Annotated in this window: 20 protein-coding genes and 2 riboswitches; of the genes, 5 read left to right on the forward strand and 15 right to left on the reverse strand. The window is 39.9% G+C overall.

The genetic code is table 11. The features are described from left to right. Positions 1–32 precede the first annotated feature (32 nt). Both LC419_RS20270 and LC419_RS20275 read right to left on the reverse strand, forming a co-directional pair. Positions 33–716 carry a LytTR family DNA-binding domain-containing protein gene (locus tag LC419_RS20270; RefSeq protein WP_223609051.1) on the reverse strand — a complete coding sequence of 228 codons (684 nt, stop codon included), beginning with the start codon at positions 714–716 and terminating at the stop codon, positions 33–35. Beyond that, the gene (locus tag LC419_RS20275; RefSeq protein ID WP_223609052.1) at positions 703–1,719 is read right to left on the reverse strand and encodes a sensor histidine kinase; all 1,017 of its coding nucleotides are present in this window, start codon (positions 1,717–1,719) and stop codon (positions 703–705) included. Before LC419_RS20275 ends, LC419_RS20270 begins: the two co-directional genes overlap by 14 nt. Positions 1,720–1,880: 161 nt before the next feature. On the opposite strand from LC419_RS20275, the gene LC419_RS20280 reads away from it, so the two are divergent. Beyond that, positions 1,881–4,001, forward strand: coding sequence for an outer membrane beta-barrel family protein (locus tag LC419_RS20280; RefSeq protein WP_223609053.1), 2,121 nt, complete (start codon positions 1,881–1,883; stop codon positions 3,999–4,001). 74 nt (positions 4,002–4,075) lie between these two features. On the opposite strand, the gene LC419_RS20285 is transcribed toward LC419_RS20280, so the two are convergent. Continuing rightward, positions 4,076–6,820 (reverse strand): TonB-dependent siderophore receptor, encoded by a 2,745-nt coding sequence (locus LC419_RS20285; RefSeq protein WP_223609054.1) that lies wholly within the window; start codon positions 6,818–6,820, stop codon positions 4,076–4,078. Between the two features lie 288 nt (positions 6,821–7,108). Next, positions 7,109–7,207: riboswitch (SAM-I-IV-variant riboswitch) on the reverse strand. A 122-nt stretch (positions 7,208–7,329) separates the two neighbouring features. Between LC419_RS20285 and LC419_RS20290 the strand changes: the two genes are divergently transcribed. Continuing rightward, positions 7,330–9,546, forward strand: a complete 2,217-nt coding sequence (locus LC419_RS20290; protein ID WP_223609055.1) for an outer membrane beta-barrel family protein — start codon at positions 7,330–7,332, stop codon at positions 9,544–9,546. 141 nt (positions 9,547–9,687) lie between these two features. Here the strand turns inward: LC419_RS20290 and LC419_RS20295 are convergent, their stop codons facing one another. The 12 genes from LC419_RS20295 to LC419_RS20350 all read right to left on the reverse strand — a co-directional run bounded on the left by LC419_RS20295 (position 9,688) and on the right by LC419_RS20350 (position 20,891). Next, positions 9,688–10,398, reverse strand: a complete 711-nt coding sequence (locus LC419_RS20295; protein WP_223609056.1) for a HesA/MoeB/ThiF family protein — start codon at positions 10,396–10,398, stop codon at positions 9,688–9,690. A 136-nt stretch (positions 10,399–10,534) separates the two neighbouring features. After that, the gene (gene thiH, locus LC419_RS20300; RefSeq protein WP_223609057.1) at positions 10,535–11,653 is read right to left on the reverse strand and encodes a 2-iminoacetate synthase ThiH; all 1,119 of its coding nucleotides are present in this window, start codon (positions 11,651–11,653) and stop codon (positions 10,535–10,537) included. Positions 11,654–11,665: 12 nt separating this feature from the next. Next, positions 11,666–12,442, reverse strand: coding sequence for a thiazole synthase (locus LC419_RS20305; protein WP_223609058.1), 777 nt, complete (start codon positions 12,440–12,442; stop codon positions 11,666–11,668). Next, positions 12,439–13,053 carry a thiamine phosphate synthase gene (locus LC419_RS20310; protein ID WP_223609059.1) on the reverse strand — a complete coding sequence of 205 codons (615 nt, stop codon included), beginning with the start codon at positions 13,051–13,053 and terminating at the stop codon, positions 12,439–12,441. Before LC419_RS20310 ends, LC419_RS20305 begins: the two co-directional genes overlap by 4 nt. 2 nt (positions 13,054–13,055) lie before the next feature. Beyond that, entirely contained in the window at positions 13,056–13,655 is a 600-nt protein-coding gene (locus LC419_RS20315; RefSeq protein WP_223609060.1) for a thiamine phosphate synthase, read from the reverse strand. Further along, positions 13,652–15,463, reverse strand: a complete 1,812-nt coding sequence (gene thiC / locus LC419_RS20320; RefSeq protein ID WP_223609061.1) for a phosphomethylpyrimidine synthase ThiC — start codon at positions 15,461–15,463, stop codon at positions 13,652–13,654. The genes LC419_RS20315 and thiC overlap by 4 nt, the downstream gene beginning before the upstream one ends. 25 nt (positions 15,464–15,488) lie before the next feature. Next, a complete protein-coding gene (thiS, locus tag LC419_RS20325; protein WP_034726939.1) occupies positions 15,489–15,695 on the reverse strand; it encodes a sulfur carrier protein ThiS in 207 nt (68 codons plus the stop codon). Between the two features lie 58 nt (positions 15,696–15,753). Next, positions 15,754–15,851, reverse strand: a riboswitch (TPP riboswitch). A 94-nt stretch (positions 15,852–15,945) separates the two neighbouring features. Then, entirely contained in the window at positions 15,946–18,003 is a 2,058-nt protein-coding gene (locus LC419_RS20330; protein ID WP_223609062.1) for a T9SS type A sorting domain-containing protein, read from the reverse strand. A 287-nt stretch (positions 18,004–18,290) separates the two neighbouring features. After that, positions 18,291–18,971, reverse strand: coding sequence for an RNA pseudouridine synthase (locus LC419_RS20335; RefSeq protein WP_223609179.1), 681 nt, complete (start codon positions 18,969–18,971; stop codon positions 18,291–18,293). A 3-nt stretch (positions 18,972–18,974) separates the two neighbouring features. Further along, a complete protein-coding gene (locus tag LC419_RS20340) occupies positions 18,975–19,295 on the reverse strand; it encodes a hypothetical protein (RefSeq protein ID WP_223609063.1) in 321 nt (106 codons plus the stop codon). A gap of 3 nt (positions 19,296–19,298) precedes the next feature. Beyond that, entirely contained in the window at positions 19,299–20,114 is an 816-nt protein-coding gene (gene panB, locus LC419_RS20345; RefSeq protein ID WP_047452718.1) for a 3-methyl-2-oxobutanoate hydroxymethyltransferase, read from the reverse strand. Positions 20,115–20,177: 63 nt separating this feature from the next. Further along, entirely contained in the window at positions 20,178–20,891 is a 714-nt protein-coding gene (locus LC419_RS20350; protein ID WP_090026477.1) for a Crp/Fnr family transcriptional regulator, read from the reverse strand. An 88-nt stretch (positions 20,892–20,979) separates the two neighbouring features. Between LC419_RS20350 and LC419_RS20355 the strand changes: the two genes are divergently transcribed. The 3 genes from LC419_RS20355 (at position 20,980) to ccoN (ending at position 25,958) form a co-directional block, all read left to right on the forward strand. After that, positions 20,980–23,358, forward strand: coding sequence for a heavy metal translocating P-type ATPase metal-binding domain-containing protein (locus tag LC419_RS20355; protein ID WP_223609064.1), 2,379 nt, complete (start codon positions 20,980–20,982; stop codon positions 23,356–23,358). Between the two features lie 109 nt (positions 23,359–23,467). Beyond that, positions 23,468–23,656, forward strand: a complete 189-nt coding sequence (ccoS, locus tag LC419_RS20360; RefSeq protein WP_223609065.1) for a cbb3-type cytochrome oxidase assembly protein CcoS — start codon at positions 23,468–23,470, stop codon at positions 23,654–23,656. 40 nt (positions 23,657–23,696) lie between these two features. After that, complete coding sequence (ccoN, locus tag LC419_RS20365; protein WP_223609066.1) at positions 23,697–25,958, forward strand: cytochrome-c oxidase, cbb3-type subunit I; 2,262 nt, start codon at positions 23,697–23,699, stop codon at positions 25,956–25,958. Positions 25,959–25,971 lie beyond the last annotated feature (13 nt).

Here is a 25,971-nt window from a genome sequence, read left to right on the forward strand (position 1 = left end):
CATAGAAAAGCGGCTTCCTTGGAAGCCGCTTTTCATTTGATCTTACTCAGAAGATGGCTCCGGTAGCTTTCTCCGATCGGAATTTCCTGTTCTGAGATTAGAACCATTTTCTTAATTCCAATATTTTTAGTCTTATCCAGATTCACGATGAATGATTTATGGATCCGGACAAATCTATCAGAAAGCTGGGTTTCCAGAGATTTAAGCGTATCCAGAACAATATATTCCTCATTGAAGGTTTTAATGTTCACATAATCTTTGATGCTTTCAATGTAGAGAATATCACTAAAGTTAATGCGGTGCTGTTGACCGGAAGATTTCACAAAAAAATAGGATTCGTCATTATTTTCAGAAAAGGAAAAACGTTCCTGTGCCTTCAATGCACTTTTATGGAAACGGTCAAAAGAAACCGGTTTTAGAAGATAATCAATAATATTGTGCTCATATCCTTCTAACGCGTACTCGGAATAGGCTGTCGTCAAAATATATTTTTTCTTGTCGCCTACAATTTTCATGAAATTAATCCCTGAAAGTTCAGGCATCTGAATATCCAGAAAGATAAGATCCGCTTCATTGTTTTGTATATATTCCAACGCCATAATAGGATTCTCCGCAGAAAAAACCAGTTCTAAAAAAGGAATCTTCCGGACATAATTTTCCAGCAGTGATATCGCCAGCGGTTCGTCGTCTACAATAATGCATTTAATCGTTTTCATAAGGGAAAATAATTCTTAAATCTACAATAAATTCGGATTCCAGGTCTTTTATATAGAGCTCATGCTTCTTCGGGTACAGAATTTCTAATCTTTTTTTCACATTATCGATCCCGATTCCGGACGCGGTATCTTTGACTTTCTGGTTTTTATAATTGTGAAGGTAAAAATGAAGCACCTTATTGTCATCCGATACTTTCAATACGAATCCTTTCTCCCGGAAATCCCCATGTTTAAAAGCATTTTCAACAAACGGGACCAACAGCATGGGTGAAATATTGATTTTAGGATGATTGATGTTTTTTTCAATGACCAAAAGTTCAGGATTTTTGATTCTGAGTTTTTCCAAACCAATTAAGCTTTCAATATAACCTATTTCCTTATCCAGACTGATGACATCTTTTTCAAGATCTTTGGTGCTGTACCTCAGCAGTTCACTCAGTTTTTCAATAGCCGGAAGTGCTTTATCCGAATTCTGATACACCAGAGAATAGATATTATTTAAAGAATTAAAAATAAAATGAGGATTGATCTGGGTTTTCAACGCCTGAAGCTGCGCGTGTTTTCTTTCTTCAACAAGCCTGTTCCGCTCTTCTTCAACTTTAAAATAATACTTAAAAAACCACAGATTTGTACTCACGAAAACCGTTAAACTAGAATAATAGATGTTGTCATAAAAATAGTACAGGAAAGTAGTTCCTTCTGCATAATTTCTAAAACCTGTCAGCGCAGGAAGCAACAGTTCTTCCATTGAATACCTGAAAAGAACAAAAACAAATACACCCACAAAAAAACCGACGATCATCATATAGAATCTATTCGGATTGAAAAAACGTGGCGCGATGAAAAAATAATTAACGTAAAAACCAAGGAAATTGGCCAGAAAGATGGTGATATCTAAAACATCAAGACCAGATTTACTGTACACCGCCCTGGAAAGGAGGCCGTTAAAAATAATCAGCAGCCAATAAAAAACGTGCAGGAGGAGAACTTGTTTTTGCTTCATGCCCAAATTTAAGCTTCATCCGTTTTAAATTCCTACACATTTCCGATGAAACCCGTTTTTTTTCCGATGAAAATATTTTGAGCGGATTAATCTGTGCTGAAATCTAAACGCCATTTCATACAAAGGAGTTTGAAAATACCTTTGGACCAAGATTTTAAACTATGAAACTGAAATATATCCTTATCAGCACCCTTATATCAGCAGCGCTATCTGCACAGGTTCAAAAAGACAGTATCCGGCATGTGGAGCAGATCAATCTTTTGGTTAAGAAAAAACTTCTTGACAGAAAAGCAGATCGCCTTATCTTTAATGTAGAAGCATCGATAGCTTCCCAGGGAATGGACGCAACGGAAACCCTCGCCAATGTTCCTATGCTGAAAGTAGATGAAAACATGGGTTCTATCTCAATTACCGGGAAAAGCAGTGTGAATGTAATGATCAACGGGCGAATGCTGAACCTTTCGGGAAATGCTCTTTTGAATTACCTCAAATCCATCCGGTCAGAAAATATTTCAAAAATAGAAGTGATCACCACACCTCCTTCAAAATACGAAGCTCAGGGAAACAGCGGACTCATCAATATTATCCTGAAAAAGAATCCAAATTTAGGCTTCAGCGGAAATATCAATTCAAACCTCATCCAGAGAAGTTATTCAGGTTTCAGCTCCAATGGCTCGCTTAATTATCAGACCGAAAAATTCAGCAGCAGCCTGAAACTGACGTATTATGATTCCGCCAAACGTACCGACGAAAATTACAACATTATCGGAGCTTCTCAAAACTATAGCAACTCGATCCGGAAAGATATGTGGAAAGAACTGACACCAACCCTTAATCTCTCCTATAAAATCAGTAAAAATGCTGAAATCGGATTGGAATACATCTACGCTCATCAAAAATCCGGAATGAACATCGTTAATACCACAAAAAATATTGATGCTAGTCTTAATGAGGAGAACCTTTTAACCAATACTTTTCACCGTGAAAAACTGCCTACTCATACCTTAAGCGCCTATTATGACCTGAAGCTGGATTCATTGGGGAAGAAACTGAGCATTGCAGGGAATTTTTATAAAAACAATTCTGATACGGAAGTCAATTTTTCTACGCTTACACTTTCAGATCATTCTGTTCAGGATGTAAAAACCACTTCCTTGATCTCGCCACAGATCTTTTCTGCTCAGGCGGATCTGGAACTTCCTTTTTCTTTCGGAACCATTGAAACCGGAGTGAAGTTTAATCAGTTTAAAAACAGTACGGACATTCAGTATTTTAACCTGAACAGCGGACAATACGTTCCTGATCTTTCAAGAGCTAATCTGTTCACGTATCAGGAAGAGAATTATGCCGGATATTTCAGTTATGCCAAAACATTCGGTGAGCATTGGGAAGCCAAAGCGGGCCTTCGCTACGAACATACGAATGCAGAAAGCTTCACCCCCTCTTCCAATTCAGAAAACAAATACAATTATGGACAATGGTTTCCTTCCGCGTATGTTTCCTATAAAGAAGATAAAAATGTATTCAGTTTTTCCTATTCCAGAAGGATCAACCGCCCGAGTATGGGGAATCTTAACCCGTTTCGCTGGTACTCAAATCCCTATTCTTATTCTTCAGGAAATCCTTTACTGACACCGGCTTACATCAATAATTGGGAATTGGGATATACCTTCAACAATAAGTTTTCAACCAGTGTTTATTATCTGAGAATGAAAAATGCATTCGGTCAAATCTCTACCATTGATGACATTTCACAGATTTCAACTTATCTGAACTATTACAACAATAATTTCTGGGGTCTTAATGCCTCTTATACGGATACTTTTTTCAAATTCTGGGAAACCAGCATCTCGATGAATGCATCGCTTCAGAATTCATCCGTATTCAATGTTGATGCGGAAACTCAGAAAGGAAGTTCATTCAGCTACTCCATCAACAATACGTTTACTTTAAACAAAAGCAAGACGCTTATATTCTTTCTGAATTACAGCCACAGCCTCGCTTACAAAAATGTGAACTCTTATTTCCAGGCTTTCCCGGAACTGACTTCAGGATTAAAGGTTTCGCTTATGGAAAAGAAGCTTCAGATCAATGCCACAGTGACCAATATTTTTGCACAGAGATATCGTGGAGAATTGTATTTCTATGATAACACTCAGTATATGAATAATTATTGGGACAGCAGAAGCTTCAGATTAAGTGTTAATTATACTTTTGGAAGCAGCAAGAAGAAAATCAGTAAGAAGAATATCAAATTTGAGGAAAAAGAAAGAGCACAGTAATTGTTTTTATTATTCACTCAAACAAAAAAAACAGAGAATGTTTCTCTGTTTTTTGCTTTTATCTTTATCTGTTTTTAAAATTTAAATTCTACCCTCGCGAAAACGAATCGTCCTCCTATCCCATATTGCGAAACCTGTCTGGAATACACAAACTGATTATCAGCCGTTAATGAGCTGATGTTCGGACTTTTGGAAGGCAATACATTGAATATATTATTACTTCCTACTGTGGCTGAAATATTTTTGTTGAAATCATAGCCTATGGAAAGATCTGTCACAAAACGGTCATTTAAAACGAAGTGCTCTGTGCTTTCGGTAACGCCATCAAAATTGGCATCCAGGACATCAGCATCCGTCACTTTTCCAAAGTAGGAATTTCTGAGAGCAACCGTAAGCGCGGAGAATTTCAGGGTATTGGCAAGTGTAGCTTTGATGCGGGGTACAGCTTCTTCAAAATAGACTCTGTTGGGCTCAGAAAAATAATTATTGATCTGGCTTACCAGTTTTGGTGAAGCGTGAATATCTCCCACTCTTCTGGTCTGATTTAAATTAAGTCCTAAATTATTCTCCAAAGCTATTCCCTCCGAAATTCTTGTATTTTGCGAAACCGTGATATCCAGTCCTTTGGTCTGGGAATCTACTGCATTGGCAAAGAAATTCGCAGCACTGGCTCTCGCAAGATCAAAAGCTCCCTGAAGAACCGCTTGGTCTGATCCCGGGGTAAAACTTCCGGACGGACGGAAAAACAGATCCGTAAGTACCACTCTATCCTTAATCTTGATCAGATAGGCATCCGCTGTAAATACTAGACTTAAAGCCGGAATCTTCCAGGTAATTCCCGTACTGTAAGACTGTGAAGTTTCCTGTTTCAGTTTCGGAATGCCTAAGGCCTGAGCTGCTTCGGAATTGTTTCTGAAAGTACCCACCTGCGTAGTCTGTCCCTGCTGGATCAGTGTAGAGGTAGAACTGTAGTAGATCTGTGCTAAAGAAGGCGCTCTGAATCCTGTGGAAACCGCTCCTCTCCAATTGAAATTATTAGCCAGTTTAACATTGGTCGCAAGTTTATAATTAAAGGTAGAACCGAAATCTGAATAATTTTCAAAACGTACAGCACCTTCCAACAGCCACCAATCTGTTGGTTCAATCTCAACATCGGCATAGGCTGCTAAACTGTTTCGGCTTCCTGAAACGGCATTGTCCGGGCTGAAACCTGGAAATACTTGGGAACCTGCGGGTCTTGTAGCTCCAAAGAAGTCGGTTACCTTTTCATTGTCAGGGGTAGCAGCAGTCACTACACGCCCGAAAATATCATAGGAAGCGTAAGAGTTTTCATTTCCTGCATTCACTTTATAATTTTCATAACGGTATTCTCCTCCGAAAGCCACATTTAAACCATGAAGTACATCATATTTTTTAGAAAAATCCAGATTCAGGGTATTCTGTAAAAATTCAGATCCTCCTGCTTTAAAGGTTCTAGGGGAATTGTCGCCCAAAGAGGCATTAAAAGTATTGACCACCCCAAAATTAAAAGCATTCTTTCCGAAAGTATTACTCAGATCTACATTCCACCCGTTCCATTTTCCCTTGATTCCTCCGGCTAATGAATAATCATTTACATTGGCTTCAATCTGCGGCAAATATCCATTGGGAGTAACCGCATTGATATTTCTTTCCGTATTCGGTAAACGGTAAAATCCTCCGGCATTTCCCAAGCGGTAGCTGTAGCCTCCAAAGGAATACACTTTCCAGTATTCATTCACCGGAATTTCAGAGTTGAAGAAAAGCTGTCCCGATTGTAATTTAGACTGTCCCGCTCTCAGACTGAAGTCTTTTCTTTCCAGACCTCTGTAGTTAAGCTCCTGATCTGTAAAATCTTTCCCTAGCAAGCCTTGCAACGCCGCAATACTGTTGGCTCCCGCTATCTGATTTTTAAAATCCTGCGAAAAATAATCTACCTGCGAAGCATACTGCTTGACCGTATTGATGATCTGCTGGCTATTGGCTGTATTGGTAACATTCTTATACAATCCGTCGATATTGACTCCGCTTTGCAATGCCCTGTAATTAATCGCATTATAGGCATTAAAAATATCTCCCTGACGCACACCAGCCCTTGAATACGGATCGCGATACTGTACTGATCCAGTAACATTGATAAATCCTTTCTCCCCGATTTTTGCTCCATAGTTCAGATCCGCAGAAATGGTCTGCCCGTCTATTCCTCCCGAAAAATTATTGGCAACTGATGATGCATATCCTCCCAGAAAAACCTGTCCTGAAAGTCCAAGTCTTCTCTTAAGGCCTAAATTCACGACGCCTGCGATGGCATCGGAACCGTATTGTGCAGAAGCTCCGTCCCTTAAAACTTCAATTCTTTCCAGTGCAAATGCAGGAATTGCATTTAGATCCGTTCCCACCGAGCCTCTTCCCGGAGTCAAGGTAACATTGATGAGAGAAGACTGATATCTTCTTTTTCCATTAAGTAAGACCAAAACCTGATCCGGACCAAGTCCTCTGAGAAGAGCAGGATCTACAAAATCGGTTCCATCATTCACCGTATGTGAAGTGGAAGAAAATGACGGCACCACATAGTTGAGGGCCTGACTGATATTGTTAACAGGACTTTGTCTTAAGATTTTTGAGATATTGATGATATCTACCGGCACCGGAGTGTCTGTAAGAGATCTTCCGGATCCTCTTGATCCCAGGATCACTACATCGTCGATCTTTTTGGATGATGTAGAATCTGACTGTCCAAAGTAAAATGCTGAAATGAATGCTGCTGAAGCTATGATTGTTTTTTTTTCGAAATTGCGCATGTGTTTTCTGTTTTTTTATTATTGATTGTTTATTTGATTTCAGGCCATAGTTTTCCTGCAACCTGTATTTCAGGTCGCTGCAAAAAGCCGGAATATTTAAATTATTTTTTAAAGAGGTCTAGAAACAACAACACATACGCATATGGAAATGGCATGAAAAGAGGTCAGAATAACGAAGTGGCACTTCATGATCTGAGAAACGAAAATTTAAATTGGTCTTGTGGTTTCCCTTGTCTTTAAACATTGATTTTATTTTTAAAACAAAAATGTCAAGATGGGGAGAAAATAGAGAAAAACATTTTTTCCGGGCATACCGGCTTATCTATTTCAGCACCTTGCTTGTTTTTGCAGGTTGCTATCCCATCTATGAGATTCTTGATAATTACGTGGCAAAGATATAAATATTCCGGAATAAAAAAAATAATTGCCTAAAAATTTAACTTTTCGCAAATTTTGCCGTAACAAATGAATCTTTTTTACGTCTAACTGGAGAGTAGTAAAAAAACATTATGAAAAAAACTATATTAACTTTATCTCTGCTGGGATCTTTTTTTGCCTATTCACAGGAGAAGCCCAACAGCGGTACAGAGAAGGAGAAGCAAATTGAAGGTGTAGTAATTACAAAAACTAAAAAAGCCGTTGAACAGAAAGCAGACCGTACTATTTTTGATTTTTCTGAACAGCCACAGCTTAATAACGGTAACGTTCTGGAGGGCATCAAAAAACTTCCGGGGCTTGTTTCTACTGATATCGCGGGAATGATGTATCAGGGCAAAATTCTGGATGTATATTTGAACGGAAGACCTTTAAATATTACTTCGAATGAATTAAATTCTTTCCTGGAAGGGATGCCGGCCAACTCGGTAGACAGAATTGAAGTGATCACGCAACCTGGTGCTGAATATCCTGCTACTTCAGGAGGTGCCATCATGAATATCATTACGAATAAGAATGCCAATAAATATTTAACGGCAACGTATTCCGGAAACTACTCGTTTACGAATTACGATAAATTCAGAAACAGAACCACCCACTCTCTGAATCTTAATGCAAGAAACAAACTGTTCGGATGGCAGCTGAATGTAGGCCAGAATTACCGTGAAAGCATGCTGAACGGTGATCAGGATGTACTCCTGCACAACAATACAGACAGAATCGGACGCGGTTATTTCGCTAAGTCAGGGCTCACTTTCGATCTTGGACAGGACAGACTATTGGTGAACTACGATATTTATCACAATAATAACGACAATTATACTGCGAGTAGAGGACTTGCCGACATCCCTGTCAGTCTTAATCCTATCACCTACCGTGAAGCTGATTATGAAGCATCAGATGTTGCTCATACCAACAACCTAAGACAGGAAGCTGTTGTGACGTATCAGAAACGTTTTAGTGACAAGTCTCAAAAGATGGATTTTCAGTTTGGATATACCAAATCTACGTCTAAATTCGCTCAGGATAACTTTTTCCAGAGAGGATTTTATACAGATCTTTGGCAACCTTTCCTTAATATTGGCGGAGAAAATGTTCTTGATAACAAATCGGATATGAGAGTCGCCAATTTCAAGATAGACTACTCGCAGCCGATCAAGCTTATGGACGGTGGGAAAGTAAGTTTAGGAGGTTTATATGAAAGACAGGATTATGACACGGAAAACAAAGGCCTTACCAATCTGGAATACCAGAGGCAGACGGCTTCCACTTATCTTGAATTTCAGGCAAAACTGAAGAAGTTTGATTTTACTTTAGGTGCCAGAGCGGAAAATTATGATATTTCCGGGATTACAAGAATTATAAAGGACGATGCTGTTCTTGAAAGAGATCTTACCCCCTTCAACAGGTTTAAGCTTTTCCCTAATGCAAGTGTACAGTACAGCCTGATGAACCAGGTTTATGTGGCTGCCAACTATAACAAAAAAATCAGCCTTCCGAGTATTTCTGCCCTGAATCCGAATAACGTAACGTTCGGCAGTCCGAATACACAAGTTACCGGTAATCCGGATCTTCAGCCTACGATCTTTGATAACTATGAATTAAAAGTATCGGCTTTTGACTATGCTTTTATCGGGTACAGTGTAAGTTCTGCTAAAGATCAGGTAGCTCAGATCGTGATGAAAGACGGCAAGAACCTTTTCAACAAGCAGGTGAATATTTCGAATATGAGAATTCACAACTTCAACCTGGGTCTTCCGATTCCGTTTATGATTTTCAGCAAACCGATGAGCGAGATTATGAAGTTTAATTTTAATCCTGATAAAATTAATTTCATGTACTTGTACGCAGGCTACCAGAAGCATGAGATTGATAATTTAAACAACAAAGGGTTCTGGATCTTCAATATCATGACCCAGTTGCTTTTACCGAAAGATATCAAAATGACGGCTAACTACAGCTATCTGACTCCAAAAGCGGGATATTTCTACTTTACAGCAGATAAACCATTTAACAATAATCTGGATATCACGCTGACAAAGAAGTTTATGAACAACCGTCTTACGGTTTCTGTCTTCGCGAATGATATTTTCAACGGACAGGTGATGCAGGTATATTCCAATCCACCTGAAGGACAGGCTGTGATGATCAGAAGTAAGTATGACACGAGAAATTTCGGAATTTCAATCAACTATAAAATTCCTACGAAAAATAAACTGGCGAAGGAGGATCCAAATATCCTGAACCAGACTAAAAAAGAGGATTCGGGCGTAATGCAGAGTCCACAGTAACTTATCCACATAAAATAAGGCAGTAATTTTTTTTACTGCCTTATTTTTTTCCCGCAAAGTAAGACAAAACTTTTTTACTTAATAATGATTTTACGATAAACAAAGCCGCTAACGCTTACATCCGTAAAACAGTTTTGGAATTTAAAAATCTATAGTCTGGAATCTCCAGTTCAGAGTGTCAATAAGGGTTAGCTGATCCGTATGTACAGGAAGTTCTGTGATGATCTTTAAAACCATCATAGTCATCATGCTTCCTATGATTCCCGGCAGTGCTCCCAAAACTCCAAGACTGTCACAATCCGGTATATCTTCATCAAAAGGTGCTTCAGGGAAGAGATCTCTGAGATTTTTACTGCCTTTATAGTTGAATACAGCAGTTTGCCCTGAAAACCCCAAGATACTTCCGTACACCAGCGGTTTTCCCAGTTTTACACAAGTATCATTGATTAAATATCTGGATGTAAAATTATCGGATCCGTCAACAATAATATCGTACTGTGAAAGGATCTTTTCCGCATTTGAGGTTTCTATTTTCTTATCAATTCCTGTAAATTTTATCTGATGATTCAGGTTATTAACAAAGGCTTCCGCACTTTTGACTTTTGAAACTCCAACGGTACTTTCATTGTGAATGATCTGGCGGTTCAGGTTGTGAAGTTCCACCTCATCAAAATCTGCCACGCCTAAAGTTCCGACTCCGGCTGCTGCTAGGTATTGAATAACGGGACTTCCCAAGCCTCCTGCTCCAATGACAAGGACTTTGGACGACCTGATTTTCTTCTGTCCCTCCAGCCCGATTTCTTCTATAAATATCTGCCGGCTGTATCTTGCAAAAATATCTTCACTTTTCATTCTAAATTACATACTTTGAACCGTTAAGTTTTTTTAAGAGTTTAAGAAGTATTAAGATAATCTCTGCTTTAAGGTTTAATAATCTATTTGATTCTTAATTGATCTTAATGACTTCATATTCTTATTGGTTTAATTTTTAAAATCCACTGTACGCAGGATCCCAGTCTTTCATTACCGGGTCGTACCCTGCTTTCCTGATGCTGGTTTTCACTTCTTCCATACTTCTTTCGTCGCTGGTTTCAAATTGTTCCAAAGATTCTACATCTACGGCATAGCCTCCCGGATTTGTTTTAGAAGCGGCGCTCATCGCTGTTGCCCCAAGTGAGATGATATTATTTCTGAATTTTTCATTTTCCCTTGTGGATATGGAGATTTCCAGGTCTTCATTCCATATTCTGTATGCACAGATCAGTTGCAGCAGGTCTTTGTCTTCCATGATAAAATTAGGTTCAATGATTCCTTCTGCGGGTCTGAGTCTTGGAAAGGAAACTGAAAAACGGCTCTTCCAGTATTTCTTCTGCAGATAATCAATGTGAAGAGCATTAAAGAAACTGTCTACACGCCAGTCTTCGAGCCCAAGCAGAACACCAAGTCCGATCTTATGGATTCCGGCTCTTCCAATCCTGTCCGGAGTATCTAGCCGGAAATGGAAATTTGATTTTTTCCCTTTAGGATGGTATTCTTTATACACTTCCTGATGATAGGTTTCCTGATACACCAACACTGAATAAACGCCTTCCTGATGCAACTGCAGATATTCATTTTCCGATAAAGGCTGTACTTCGATCGAGATATTGGCAAAATGAGGTCTCAGCAAACGAACTGCATTCAAAAAGTAGGAAATTCCCACTGTTTTATTGGCTTCTCCACTGACCAACAGAACGTGATTGACACCCATAGATTTCAAAACAGAGGCTTCTATCATCACTTCCGTATCAGAAAGTGTTTTTCTTCGCACATCATTATCGAGACTGAAACCGCAATAGGTACAGATATTCTGGCATTCATTGCTGAGGTACATGGGTGCATACAGCTGAATGGTTTTCCCAAAGCGTTTCTGGGTAAGCTGTTGGGTCATTTTGGCCATCCTTTCCAGCTCCTGTGCAGCAACAGGAGAAAGCAGGTTGAGAAAATCATCCAATGTTTTGTTTTTCTTCTGAAGGCTGTTCAGTACATCTGAGTGGGTCACTTTTCCGAGTCTTGCTTTTACCTCATTCCACTGATAGCGTTCAAAAACATCTTTAAAGCTGTTCATTAATCTGCTGTATTATTCAAATAAAAAAGAGGTCAAAGGACTTGACGCTTCGGCGTGATCTGCAATAGCTCCCAACCCTGATTCAAAAGCTCTTCTTCCGGCAATGACGCCTTCTTTAAAGGCTAAAGCCATATTGACAGGATTTCTTGCCACGGCAATTGCAGTATTTACAAGAACTGCATCCGCTCCCATTTCCATCGCTTTTGCCGCATCCGAAGGTGCCCCGATTCCGGCATCCACCACAACAGGAACATTGCTCTGGCTGATGATAATCTCAAGGAAATCTAATGTTCGTAAACCTTTATTGGTCCCAATTGGAGCGCCCAAAGGCATTACCACAGCGGTTCCGGCATCTTCCAGACGTTTACACAGAACAGGATCCGCATGGATGTAAGGCATCACAATAAATCCAAGTTTGGCCAATTCTTCTGTCGCATATAGGGTCTCAATAGGGTCCGGAAGAAGGTATTTCGGATCGGGATGGATTTCAAGTTTCACCCAATTCGTTTCCAGAGCTTCTCTTGCAAGCTGGGCTGCCAGTACGGCTTCTTTTGCGGTTCTGGCTCCCGAAGTGTTGGGAAGAAGGTGGACATTAGTTTCTTTTAAGGAGTCCAGCAATCCGTCTTCAGCTGCACCGGAATCTATTCTTTTCAAGGCCATGGTGACCATATCTGTTCCTGACGCGATCACGGAAGTTGCCATTTCGCTTAGGTTTCCGAACTTTCCGGTTCCGAGGAACAGTCTTGACTCGAATATTCTGTCTGCTATTATTAATTTCTGATTATTCATATCATTGCTTTTTTAAATTCACTAATGGCAGCCGGACGGTTGGTAATCCGTCCCGAAACCGCCACTCCATAGATTCCGATCTGCTGCAGCAGCTCTATATCTTCAGGCACAACTCCTCCAATCGCAAAGATCTTCGGAATGGTGATTGATTTTTCTTTTAAACTGTTAATCATATGCTGATAGCCTTCGAACCCCAGCACCGGACTGAGTTTTTCTTTTGTAGAAGTAAATCTCAAGGGTCCGAGACCGATATAATCACACTGCTCTTCTATTCTTTGAATCACATCTGATAAAGTATTCGCCGTACCGCCAATGATTTTATGAGCTCCTAAGACAGTTCTTGCTTCTTCAATTGATACATCATTTAAACCTAAATGAACCCCGTCCGCATCAATTTCTTTTGCCATCTGAACATGGTCATTGATGATACAGACCGCCTGATATTCTGAGCAGAGTTGTTTTGATACGGAGCAGAGTTCGGTTAATTCTTTATCTGAAGCATTTTTCCAGCGAACCTGAACCCATTCTATCCCATTGTCCAGTGCCGTTCGGATATTGAACTCCTGTTCCTGCCTTGTCTGTCCCTGTGATATGTATTGTAGTTTTTCCATGATTAATTAAACTGATGATCTATGATTTTCTTTCTGCACTTTTTGAATGAATCTACAGGGTCATCACTTTCCCATATTCCTCCTAAAAGCGCTGCTCCGTCTGCTCCGTTTTCAAAGACCTTACTGATATTGGTTTCATTAACTCCTCCCAAAGCAAACAGTTTGACATTATAATTAGTTCTGTGTTTCAGGTCTTCCATAACACTAGACTCTTCACCATAGCCTTTTTTGGAAATACTTGGAAAGACTGGGCTAACAAACGCATATTCCCATTCTTTTTCCAGACCATTAAAAGTCTTCATATCATGCACAGAGGTTGAAATAATAGTTGGGTCTGTGTAAGATTTAAAACCTCCGGTCAGACGGTCTGCTTCCCTGAAATGAAACCTGTAGATAGGATATTCTTTTCCCATATCATAAAATCCATGCAGTACCAATTGAGCATAAAATGTCTCATCAATATTATCCAAGAAGCTATTCATTTCTTCCCGGATGAACATAGGTTTCCTGATATGCAGCAGATCCAATCCTTCCTGAAACAGCTGATTAATTATTTCCGTCTCGTTTTGAACAGAAACTTCAGGTGTGATCACAAGGATCATATATAAATTTCTTTTCCTTTTTCAATAAATTCCTGGGACTTATCCAGCATTCCTTTTTCTGCGGAATCCCTTATCTCCTGTGTAATTTTCATAGAACAGAATTTCGGACCACACATGGAACAGAAATGGGCAATTTTAGCGCCTTCTGCCGGTAATGTTTCGTCATGATAAGCTCTCGCCGTATCCGGATCCAATGAAAGATTGAACTGATCTTCCCATCTGAACTCAAAGCGCGCTTTGCTTAATGCATTGTCTCTGTACTGAGCACCGGGATGGCCTTTTGCAAGATCAGCAGCATGAGCAGCAAGTTTGTAAGTAATCACTCCTACTTTTACATCTTCCTTGTTGGGAAGACCCAAATGTTCTTTCGGGGTTACGTAGCACAACATCGCACAACCGAACCACCCGATCATTGCCGCTCCGATTCCTGAAGTGATGTGATCATATCCCGGGGCAATATCTGTTGTTAAAGGCCCCAAAGTATAAAATGGAGCTTCCTGACAAACTTCCAGTTGCTTCTCCATATTTTCTTTGATCATATGCATCGGCACGTGACCTGGCCCCTCAATCATCACCTGTACGTTATGTTTCCATGCTATTTTAGTGAGTTCACCTAAAGTTTCAAGTTCTGCAAACTGTGCCGCATCATTGGCATCTGCGATAGATCCCGGACGCAGACCGTCTCCCAGTGAGAAAGCCACATCGTATTTCTTCATGATTTCGCAGATCTCTTCGAAATGAGTGTACAAAAAGTTTTCTTTATGATGGTAAAGACACCATTTCGCCATAATGGAACCGCCTCTTGAAACAATTCCCGTTACTCTTTTCGCAGTAAGATGAATGTATCTCAGCAATACTCCAGCATGAATGGTAAAGTAAGAAACTCCCTGTTCCGCCTGCTCGATCAAAGTATCTTTAAAAACTTCCCATGTGAGATCTTCCGGGACTCCTTTTACTTTTTCAAGCGCCTGATAAATGGGAACTGTACCGATAGGAACCGGACTGTTTCTGATGATCCATTCTCTGGTTTCGTGGATATTTTTTCCTGTGGAAAGATCCATAATCGTGTCTGCTCCCCAACGGCAAGCCCAAACTGCCTTTTCCACTTCTTCATCTATGCTGGATGAAACGGCACTGTTTCCTATATTGGCATTAATCTTAACCAGGAAATTACGTCCGATGATCATTGGCTCACTTTCCGGATGGTTGATATTATTCGGGATAATCGCTCTTCCGGCTGCAATTTCGTCTCTTACAAATTCGGGCGTAATTTTGCTTTTTGGTGTATTGGCCCCAAAACTGTCTCCAGGATGCTGAAATGCCATTTCTTTGGAAACCGTATCCATCTGTTCGATCCGCTGGCTTTCCCTGATCGCTACATATTCCATTTCAGGAGTGATGATTCCCTGTCTTGCGTAATAAAGCTGCGTAAGCTCCATTCCTTCTTTGGCTACTTTTGGCTTGTGATCATAAGCAAAACGCAGTTCATCCAAACGCTGATCTGCCAGACGTGCTTTTCCGTATTCTGAGGTGATACCGTTCAGGATATCTACATCCTTCCTGTCCAGAATCCATTGCTCACGGATTCTTGGAAGTCCTTTCATAATATCGATGGATGCATTTTCATCCGTATAAGGACCCGAGGTATCATAAATGGTAACCGGGGGATTTTCTTCCAGGGTACCGTTCGTAAGCCTGGTAGGACTGAGGTGAATTTCACGCATTGCCACGCTGATAGGATGTATTTTTCCTTCAACATAAATTTTCTTGGCGTTCGGAAATGGCGAACATGTGATTGAATGAGCCATAAATTTTTGTTTTATTAAATGAGAATTATCCGCCCTGAGTGGCAGTAATGATTAACACTGAATCTTTATCTTTAAGGAGGGTTTCCGCCCAGGCGGACAGTGGAATAATACGGTTATTGACAGCTACGGCGATCCCTTTTTTCTTTCCGGGAATTTCCATAGCCATAAGCGCTTCCAGAGTATCGGGAAGTACTTCAAATGTTTTCGTTGTGTGGTTGATTGTAAGTTCCATTCCTAATTATTTTATATATACTTTAGGAATGGCTCTTATTGTACAGTAGAATGTACAGCAAAAGTCATTTACTTTTCCCTACGCTGGTATCATCCAGATCAGGTTCAAAGGGTAAAGTCTCAGTCTGTATATCTACAGACACCCCTAAAGTTGTGACGAAGGTAAGTATTTTTTCAGAACAGACAAAATATGTCCAAACAAAAACCCGAAGTCTTTAAAACTCCGGGTACATTTATTTTTTTAAAAGATCTTAGTTCTTAATTGCTTTTATACGGGTAGAACTTCCATCCTTCATAGTCAGATGGAGAATGTAAAGACCTGCTTCCAAATGCCCAAGATAGATTTGCTGAGACGGGTGATCAATTGTTTTCATCATTCTTCCTCCACTGTCAAAAACCTGAATGGATTTTACTTTTTCAATGTCACTAATCGTGATGATATCTTTAAACGGATTTGGATATACTTTCATCTTATCTTTGGCATTCACTTCTGACGTACTCAGACAATTGGAATCTAAAGTTGCCGTTACTTGCTGGCGGGAAGATTCACAATTGGTTGACACTTTCCAGTTGTAAAAGAAATAATAATAATTCGTACTCAAATTTGTTCCGGTGATATTTACAACACCGGGCAGTGAATAAGGGTAAGCTATATTACTTACGTCTCTGAACATATTTGTTATTCCAGTCCATGCACCTACTCCTAAACGATAGCCTGCACCTCCTGTAATGGGAAAATTCAAGGTAACTGTTTGTGGAAGTGATGTTGCTGTTGTATCATAACCTGTAACATTCACAGTAGCAGATCTTATCAGAGTTCCGGTAGAAGTACGCAATTCAATGGTCACTGTACCTGTTGTGCCCGCAGTTGATGAATATGGATATAAGTCCAGAGTTTGCAATGTAAAATCTGATAGCGCAGTAAATTCAAGATATGAGGTAATTCCTGCTCCGGTACCGCTTGCATTGGGCTCTATAGTTGTCTTACCCACCATCGCCGTTGTTACATTTGCTGCAGAAGCATAATAATGGGTTGTTGAGCTTAATGGCGGAGTGGTAAACGAGTTACCTGTTCCCACTAAGTTACCGTTTGTTCCTGCATCATACCATTTTACTGTCGCACCTGTATCAGCTGTAGCATGTAAGATTGCAGTTGAACCAGAGCAAGCAGTAGCGCCTGTAGAAGAAAGGATATTAGGAGGCTGACATTTGGTAACGAGTATTATTGGCTGAAGAGACCACGCACTTGTATTTCCGGATCCACAATTTGACCGGACCCAGACGTAATATACTGTAGAAGGTGTCAAAGATCCTATTGATGCAGAAGTTCCTGAAACATTCTGAGTGACAGGAGGTGTAGAAGAGGTAGGAGACGTGCTGGACGTGCTGTAATAGATATCGTACCCAGCAGGTACTGATGGGGAAGACGTCCAGGATATAGCGGCACTGTTAGTTGTGGTTGCCCCTGCAGTAAGACCTGATACAGCATAACAGGTTGGAGGTGTCCATGTATAAGTTAATCCTGCAGCTGGCATGCCGGGAATTGCGTTAGTGGTACTAAAGGCTTGTGTACTACTATTTGCTGTACCTGGTACAGAATTTATGAACTCCAGGGTTGTTTCATTAAGCCTGGTATTGAAATCATTGGCAGTAGTTCCCCTCAGGCCTATCTGAGCTGTTCCCGAAATAGATGTGGAGCCTACTAAATAAGCTCCATTACTGTAAACCATCTGGATAACATTAGAAGTTTCCTGCAAACGGATCTGGAAGGAAAAGGTATAAGCCGTACTTGTGGATACACTGCTGTTAGGCCGGAAGTTTCTCCATTGAATAATTGCTTCACGATTGGGCGCCGTCCCTATTGTTTCCCAGCTGATGTCCCCGGTCGTTGAGCCTATATTAAAAACACTGCTCAAATCCCTTCCGAAAACAGAGATTGCCCCATCATAAGCTGTAGTATTTGATAGAGGTATTGTAGCAGTTGTGCCAGGAGCTGTAGCACCAAAAGTTACAAATCCGTTTGATGATACATTCAATGAATTGTACGAAACACCGTTAAATACAAAATTGAATGGTAAGGTTAAAGGATAAACATTACTGTTAAGGTTTGTTGCGGAAGTATTTCCGGTAGCTGCTCCCAAAACGCTCCCGGATATAGATGCGTAATTCCCAGCAGCCTGTGTAAAACTATAAGAGCTTACTTGAGCTTCTGCAATAGCTGTGGCTGCAATCAGAGCAAAGCAGTTCAATAACTGTATAAGCTTTTTTTTCTTTTGGTTACTGAAAAGAAAGTGGTAAAAATGTTTCATAGAAATAGGATTATATTATTGGATCAATTTAGCAATAAATTAAAATAAATTACCAAAACAGCAATTAAACAATCATATTAATATGAAATAAAAATAAATTTATCTTTTTTTATGAAAATAATTAAAAAATATATTTAAACATAACTTTACATAGAATCTTAAATAAAGAAAACCATTTCAGTTTGAAATGGTTTTATGTTTTTAGTGGTCTCAATAACAAGGTTTTTCAAAATACATTGAAATATAAACCGGAATCACATCTCGCTTTGTACTGATTCATCACGAGCTTATTCTTCACAGGCACGCCATATTGCATCGTTCTGTGGAACAGGAGCTATAATTTCAATACTTTCCTTGGTGACGGGATGAATAAATTCCAGCTTTCTCGCATGAAGATTGATTCCACCATCCGGATTAGAGCGGGGCGCCCCGTATTTCAGATCTCCTTTGATGGGAATTCCGGTTTTAGAGAGCTGAGCACGGATTTGGTGATGTCTTCCCGTTTCCAGATCGATTTCAAGAAGCATATAGTTATCTAATGTTTTTATAACATGATACGTCAGAATCGCTTCTTTTGCCCCTTCGGTTACTTTTGGAAAAACAATAGCCTTGTTGTTTTTTTCATTTTTCTTTAAGTAATGAACCAATCTCTGACTCTGAGGAATCATTTCTTTTCCTACGACAGCCCAATAGGTTTTCTTTACTTCCCTGTTTTTCACCATCTGGGTAAGACGGGAAAGCGCTTTGGAAGTTTTAGCATAGATAACCAGACCCGAAGTCGGGCGGTCTATACGATGAACCAAACCGAGAAAAACATTTCCCGGCTTGGCATCTCTTTTCTTTATAAAATTTTTGATGGACTCCAGCAAAGATTCATCGCCGGTTTTATCGCCCTGAACAAGCTGTCCTACTTTTTTGTTAACCACCAGAAGATGGTTGTCCTCATATGCAATCTGCTCCTCCATAATCCACTATTGACGTCTGCTGGATATCGAAAGGATCACTCCACCCAGAAGGCCGATGGTTTTAAGTACCGAAAGCTTTGAATCTGCCGGCAGAAAAGCTCCCAATACGCAAGCTCCAGCCGCTGCATACATCCCGTACATAAAATTTTTATTGGTCAAGGTAGGAGCCTGAATAAAGAAACTTGCTCCTATCAATATATAGAACACTTTCCCTGAAAGCAGAGCGTTAACTTCCGGTGAAAATAAATTGAACCAGCCTATGGCCATACAGATCAGTGCTGCAATTGATAAAATCCCCTGGATAGATCGTTGTTGTTGGTCTTTCATCTATTAATAGCTTTCATTTTCATTAGGAAACTCTACACTTTTCACATCTTTTACATACTGAGCTACGGCTCCGGTAATTTCCGTATACAGATCAAGGTATCTTCTCAGGAACTTCGGACTGAAGCCTTTGTTCATTCCAACCATATCATGATAAACAAGAACCTGTCCGTCGCAATCAGAACCGGCTCCGATTCCTATCGTAGGGATTGAAATGGCTTCAGTTACTTTTTTAGCCAAATCAGCAGGAATTTTCTCTAAAACAATGGCGAAACATCCTAATTCTTCTAAAAGTTGTGCATCAGCGATTAATTTCTCTGCTTCCGCTTCATCTTTTGCTCTTACCTTATAGGTTCCGAATTTATAAATCGACTGTGGGGTCAATCCTAAATGCCCCATCACAGGAATTCCGGCGTTGATGATTTTTTTGATAGATTTTGAGATCTCTTTTCCTCCTTCGATTTTTACGGCATGAGCTCCTCCTTCTTTCATCATTCTTACTGCAGACTCCAATGCTTTCTCAGGATTACTCTGATAGGTTCCGAATGGAAGATCCGCTACCACAAGAGCTCTGTCAGTTCCTCTTACTACACTTTGAGCGTGATAGATCATCTGGTCCAATGTGATAGGAAGTGTGGTTTCAAATCCTGCCATTACATTGGCTGCAGAGTCTCCGATCAAAACTGCATCAACTCCTCCTGCGTCTACCATCTTAGCGGTGGTAAAATCGTAGGCCGTAAGCATTGTTATTTTTTCCTTGTCGAATTTCATTTTTCGCAAGGTTTCAGTTGTAACTTTTTTAATTTCAGAGTGAACAGACATAATTTATCTATTTTTTAAAAGTTAAAAAGTCGGCTTTCGCCGACTTAAGTTGTTGTATGATGGTTATAAAACTACGTGACCTAGTTTCATCAGTTTGTCGTGGTTGAGAATTTTGATATTTCTACCGTCTACTTCTATGAGACTGTCCTGTTTGAATTCAGAGATCAAACGGATGGCACTTTCTGTAGCAGTACCAATAATGTTGGCAATTTCTTCTCTTGTAAGCGAGATTTTGATAAATCCTTCAGGATCAACACCCAATTTCTGTTCCAGAAGGATCAGAATTTCAGCCAGTCTTTCTCTTACAGTCTTCTGAGCAAGGAAAGTGATGGTGTTGGACGATTCTCCTAATTCGTAAGAGATTTTCTGAAGCATTGCAAAAGAAAGCTGTGGATCTACTTCCAGAAGATACATAAAGATATCTGCAGGAAGGAAAATGCATTCAATGTCTGTCATAGCCTCTGCTTTTGCCTGGAAATTTTCCCCGCAAAGCAATGAACGATAGCCGATGATGTCCCCCTCTTTGATAAATCTCAGGATCTGGTCTTTTCCAAATGCTCCCGATTTTGACAGCTTAGCTGCCCCTTTTTCTAAAACGAACACTCCTTTCGGTGTTTCTCCGTCCTCGAAAATGGTATCGTGCTTCTGAAAACTCAATCTTTTCTTGCCGTTAATATATTTTTCAAAATCAGTGCTAGAAAGTCTTTCCTTAAATGATTTATCATTAAAAACTCTGGCGAACCTCTCTTCAATTGCAATCTGTTGTTCCTGCGACATTTTATATGACATTTATCACAAAAATAGAACTTTTTAACGCGATAAACAAAAAAAATTGTTATAATTTTGTCGTTCAATATATTATGTGGTGAGCGAGAACTGTTTTCATTGTGGTCAAGGGATAGAAAAAGAGAGAATTTTGTTTGATGAAAAGACTTTCTGTTGCAACGGATGCAAGTCTGTCTACGAAATTCTGAATATCAATAATTTAACTAATTTCTACGAACTAAATAAAAGAGCCGGAATCCGTCCCAGCGACGAGAGCTCTTCACAGTTCGAATATCTTGATACACAGGAGATCTTCGAAAAGGTCACCGATTTCTCGGAGGGAAAGACCAGTCTCGTTACTTTTAAAATCCCTGTAATACACTGTTCTTCATGTATCTGGCTTCTTGAAAGCCTCCACACGCTGAATGAGCACATCAACTATTCTCAGGTGAATTTCACCAGAAAGACCCTGCAGATTTCATTCAATCATAACGATCTCAAATTAAGCGAACTAGCTAATTTTTTAACCAATCTTGGTTACAAGCCCGTCATCAGCCTTGAAACGGCCGATAAAAATGTAGATCATCTCGATAAATCTCTCCTTATAAAATTCGCGATCGCAGGTTTTGCCTTCGGAAACGGAATGTTCCTCGCTTTTCCGGAATATGTGGGAGGTGAAGATTTCTGGATGGAGCACTATAAAGGACTCTTCAGAACGCTGATGTTCCTTCTGGCCTGTCCGGTGGTATTTTATTCCGCTTCGGACTACTACAAATCGGCCTGGTACGGATTAAAAAATAAGATCGTGAATATTGACGTTCCGATTGTGCTAGGGATTTTTGTTCTTTTCGGACGAAGTATTTATGAAGTAGTCACCGATTACGGTCCTGGATACTTCGACACCCTATGCGGATTGCTGTTCTTCATGTTGATGGGGAAAATTTTCCAGAAAAGAACGTACAGCGCATTATCTTACGACAGAGATTATAAATCATTCTACCCTATCGCCGTTACCAAAGTAGATTTCGAAGGTAAGCAGGACAACATTCTTCTTTCTGAAATCAAAGTGGGAGACAGAATTCTGGTAAGAAACCAGGAAATTATTCCGGTGGATGCTATTCTGATCAACGGGGAAGGGAATATAGACAACAGTTTCATTACGGGAGAAAGCGAAAGCATCAGCAAGCAGCCGGGTGACAAAATCTTTGCCGGTGGAAAACAGATCGGATCTTCACTGGAATTAGAAGTCATCAAAGATGTTGACCAGAGTTATCTGACACAGCTTTGGAATAAGGAAGCATTCAAGAAACACGAAACAGGCCTTGACACACTGACCAACAACGTCAGCAAATATTTCACATTCATTATTTTAGGTATCGCAGTTGTTTCCGGAACATATTGGGCATTTATTGATCTGAATATTATGTTCCAGGTGATTTCAGCGATTCTAATCATTGCATGTCCATGTGCCCTGGCATTGTCTGCCCCTTTTACATTCGGGCACATTATGAGGATTTTAGGACGTAATAAGTTTTACGTAAAAGATACGCTGACAATTGAAAAGATTGCCAAACTGGATACGATTGTTTTTGATAAAACAGGAACTATTACCCACAGAAAAAAATCAAATATCAGATATGAAGGTATTGAAATCAATGATTTTGATCAACTGAATATCAAAACGTTATTAAAAAATTCCAATCACCCGCTTTCCAAATCGCTATACGAATTCATTGAGGTGAATGACGATTATTATCCTGTTGAAAAATTCCAGGAAATTTCAGGAAAAGGATATGAAGCCAGCGTAAGGGGAAGCCTTTATAAAATTGGTTCTGCCCGCTACAACAATCAGGAACCTAAGAATCTGGAAACGGCAGTTTACATCAGTAAAAACGGTGAATTTGTAGGTAAATTCATTTTCAAAAACGAATACCGACCGAAATTAAAAGAGCTGTTTACGAAATTAAGCACTTACAAAATATTCATCCTGAGCGGTGATAATTCTTCTGAGGAAAATCAACTTAAAGAACTGATCCCGAACTTTAAAGGAATGGCTTTCAACCAAAGCCCTGAAGACAAACTGAACTACATCAAAAACCTTCAGGATCAGCATATGAAAGTAGCCATGCTGGGAGACGGACTGAATGATGCCGGAGCCCTAAAACAGAGCAACGTAGGAATTGCTATTGCGGATGACACGAACAGCTTCACACCTTCGTCTGACGTCATCATGAATGGGGATAAAGTAGTGACTCTGGATAAGTACCTGAGTGTCTGCAAAGGCTCGATCACTATTGTAAAAATGACATTCATAATCAGTTTTCTGTACAATATTGTCGGTTTAAGTTACGCAGTTACAGGTCATATGCATCCGCTCTTCGCAGCAATCATCATGCCAATCAGTTCCATCACGGTGGTCACATTCACTACTCTTTCTACCTGGATTTTGGGCAGAAAACATTTCAAAAAGCAGGCGTAGAAGCCCTTATTTAGACTGATTTTAAATTAGCTGAAATCGGCATTTCGTGATGAATGTCATTATTTTTCACTAAATTTGAACCCCGAAAATAGGTTAATTTTGTTGTCCAATGGATATTCTATATTTAATGATCCTCTGCAGTGTTTCTTTGGCTGCGATTTTCTTGGTCGTATTTATAGTGTATGCCCGAAAAGGACAGTTTGAAGATGACGAATCTCCTGCTGTCAGAATCCTTTTTGATAGTGGAGAAATCAAGGAAAAGGAGGAGGGCAACAAAGATAAAGACGAGAAAAAATAGGAGAGAATAATAAAATTGAAGAAAAAAGTGAATAGTTGATATGGAAACACAAAAGTTTAGTTATGACAACAGTATTGTCCGTGCGTTCCTTTATGCGACCTTAGTTTTCGGTCTTATAGGATTTACGTTCGGGCTTACGGCGGCATTAATGCTTTTCTACCCTGAATTGCCGGAATTTGTATTCGGTACTGATGATACAACCATCAAGAGTCTTGCGTCGGGCAATATTCAAGGGTTAATAAAAACTCATGGTGCATTTGGTTTTGGTAGAATCAGAATGCTTCATACCAATACCGTGATCTTTGCATTTGTATGTAATATCGTTTATACCGGTATTTATTACTCGTTACAGAGATTATTAAAAACAAGAATGTACAGTGATACATTATCCTGGTTACATTTCTGGACTTGGCAGTTTATGATCGTTGCTACGTTCGTTACCTTCTTTATGGGGATCAATACCTCAAAAGAATATGCTGAACACGAGTGGCCGATCGACATATTGATTGCGTTCTCATGGATTATCTTCGGGATCAACATGTTCCTGACGATTGCAAAAAGAAGAGTAAGACACCTTTATGTAGCTATCTGGTTCTATATCGGTACTTGGATTGCGGTAGCAATGCTTCACATCTTCAACAACCTTGAGGTTCCATTATCTTTCACAGGCTGGAAATCTTATTCAGCATATGCAGGGGTAAAAGATGCTATTGTACAGTGGTGGTACGGTCACAATGCGGTTGCATTCGTACTGACGACTCCGGTTCTTGGTCTAATGTATTACTTCCTTCCGAAGGCAGCAGACAGACCGGTTTTCTCTTATAAACTGTCTATTATTCACTTCTGGTCATTAATTTTCGTATATATCTGGGCTGGTCCTCACCACCTTCAGTATACAGCTCTTCCTGCATGGGCGCAGGCTGTGGGAACTGGTTTCTCTATCATGCTTATCGCACCGTCTTGGGGAGGAATGCTAAACGGACTTCTTACGCTAAGAGGAGCATGGGATAAAGTAAGGGAAAACCCTATCCTTAAGTTCTTCGTAGTGGCTGTAACATGCTACGGTATGGCAACATTTGAAGGGCCGCTTTTAGCGACTAAAAACATCAACAAAATTGGTCACTTTACAGACTGGGTTATCGGCCACGTACACTTAGGAGCTCTTGGATGGAATGGTTTCATGGCATTCGGGGTTATCTATTATTTGGTACCGATTATGTGGAGAACAAAAATGTGGTCTGTAAAATTAGCTAACTGGCATTTCTGGTTAGGGACATTAGGAATTATTTTCTATGCAGTACCAATGTATATTTCAGGATTTACACAAGGGTTAATGTGGAAGCAGTTCAACCCGGACGGAACTCTATTATGGAAAAACTGGTTGGATACGGTAACTGCGATCATTCCATATTTCAAAATGAGATTCGTAGGAGGTTTATTCTATATTTCAGGAATGATCTTAATGATTGTGAACGTAGTTGCTACGGTAAGAAAAGGTTCATTCCAGAAAGAAGTTCCTGCTGAAGCACCTGCACTGGCCAATATCGGAAACAAACGTAAAGAAGGTGAAGGTACTCACTTATGGCTTGAAAGAATGCCTGTACTATTAGGTATCCTATCTTTCATTACAATTTCCATTGGTAGTTCAATTGAAATCATCCCTACACTATCTTTAAAGAAAAGTGTCCCTACGATTTCAGCTGTAAAACCATATTCACCGCTTGAATTAGAAGGTAGAGATCTTTATATCCGTGAAGGATGTAATGCTTGTCACTCTCAGATGATCAGACCGTTCAGGGATGAGATTACGAGATTCAACGGAAAGAACGGACAATATTCCAAAGCGGGAGAATTCGTTTATGACAGACCATTCTTATGGGGTTCTAAGAGAACAGGACCGGATTTACATAGAGAAGGAGGGAAAAACCCAAGTTCTTGGCATTACAAACACATGTACAACCCAAGATCTACATCTGCCGGTTCTATCATGCCTCGTTATCCTTGGTTAATTGCTACCAACTTAGACCGATCTAAAATGGTAGACAAAATGAAGCTGATGAAGAATGCATTTGACGTTCCTTATACGAAAGCTCAAATTGATTCAGCCAACGCATGGGCAGACAACCAGGCAACGAAGATTGTAAAAGATATCTTCTCTGAAGCGAATGACCTTAAATTGGCCTATGCTAAGAGACCTCAGGGAGAACTGGAGAAAAAAGAGATTGTAGCTCTTATCTCTTACCTTCAGAGATTAGGAACGGATATCAAGACTACAGAAATTAAAACAGCAAGTACTAACTAAACATTAAAAGGTT

The organism is Chryseobacterium sp. OSA05B (genome assembly GCF_019970065.1).
Taxonomy (GTDB): Bacteria; Bacteroidota; Bacteroidia; order Flavobacteriales; family Weeksellaceae; genus Chryseobacterium.

Excerpts from the sequence above, each read along its gene's own strand:
- LC419_RS20270 (WP_223609051.1), bottom strand. The coding sequence starts at position 716 with ATGAAAACGATTAAATGCATTATTGTAGACGACGAACCGCTGGCGATA.
- LC419_RS20275 (WP_223609052.1), bottom strand. The coding sequence starts at position 1,719 with ATGAAGCAAAAACAAGTTCTCCTCCTGCACGTTTTTTATTGGCTGCTG.
- LC419_RS20280 (WP_223609053.1), top strand. The coding sequence starts at position 1,881 with ATGAAACTGAAATATATCCTTATCAGCACCCTTATATCAGCAGCGCTA.
- LC419_RS20285 (WP_223609054.1), bottom strand. The coding sequence starts at position 6,820 with ATGCGCAATTTCGAAAAAAAAACAATCATAGCTTCAGCAGCATTCATT.
- LC419_RS20290 (WP_223609055.1), top strand. The coding sequence starts at position 7,330 with ATGAAAAAAACTATATTAACTTTATCTCTGCTGGGATCTTTTTTTGCC.
- LC419_RS20295 (WP_223609056.1), bottom strand. The coding sequence starts at position 10,398 with ATGAAAAGTGAAGATATTTTTGCAAGATACAGCCGGCAGATATTTATA.
- thiH (WP_223609057.1), bottom strand. The coding sequence starts at position 11,653 with ATGAACAGCTTTAAAGATGTTTTTGAACGCTATCAGTGGAATGAGGTA.
- LC419_RS20305 (WP_223609058.1), bottom strand. The coding sequence starts at position 12,442 with ATGAATAATCAGAAATTAATAATAGCAGACAGAATATTCGAGTCAAGA.
- LC419_RS20310 (WP_223609059.1), bottom strand. The coding sequence starts at position 13,053 with ATGGAAAAACTACAATACATATCACAGGGACAGACAAGGCAGGAACAG.
- LC419_RS20315 (WP_223609060.1), bottom strand. The coding sequence starts at position 13,655 with ATGATCCTTGTGATCACACCTGAAGTTTCTGTTCAAAACGAGACGGAA.
- thiC (WP_223609061.1), bottom strand. The coding sequence starts at position 15,463 with ATGGCTCATTCAATCACATGTTCGCCATTTCCGAACGCCAAGAAAATT.
- thiS (WP_034726939.1), bottom strand. The coding sequence starts at position 15,695 with ATGGAACTTACAATCAACCACACAACGAAAACATTTGAAGTACTTCCC.
- LC419_RS20330 (WP_223609062.1), bottom strand. The coding sequence starts at position 18,003 with ATGAAACATTTTTACCACTTTCTTTTCAGTAACCAAAAGAAAAAAAAG.
- LC419_RS20340 (WP_223609063.1), bottom strand. The coding sequence starts at position 19,295 with ATGAAAGACCAACAACAACGATCTATCCAGGGGATTTTATCAATTGCA.
- panB (WP_047452718.1), bottom strand. The coding sequence starts at position 20,114 with ATGTCTGTTCACTCTGAAATTAAAAAAGTTACAACTGAAACCTTGCGA.
- LC419_RS20350 (WP_090026477.1), bottom strand. The coding sequence starts at position 20,891 with ATGTCGCAGGAACAACAGATTGCAATTGAAGAGAGGTTCGCCAGAGTT.
- ccoS (WP_223609065.1), top strand. The coding sequence starts at position 23,468 with ATGGATATTCTATATTTAATGATCCTCTGCAGTGTTTCTTTGGCTGCG.
- ccoN (WP_223609066.1), top strand. The coding sequence starts at position 23,697 with ATGGAAACACAAAAGTTTAGTTATGACAACAGTATTGTCCGTGCGTTC.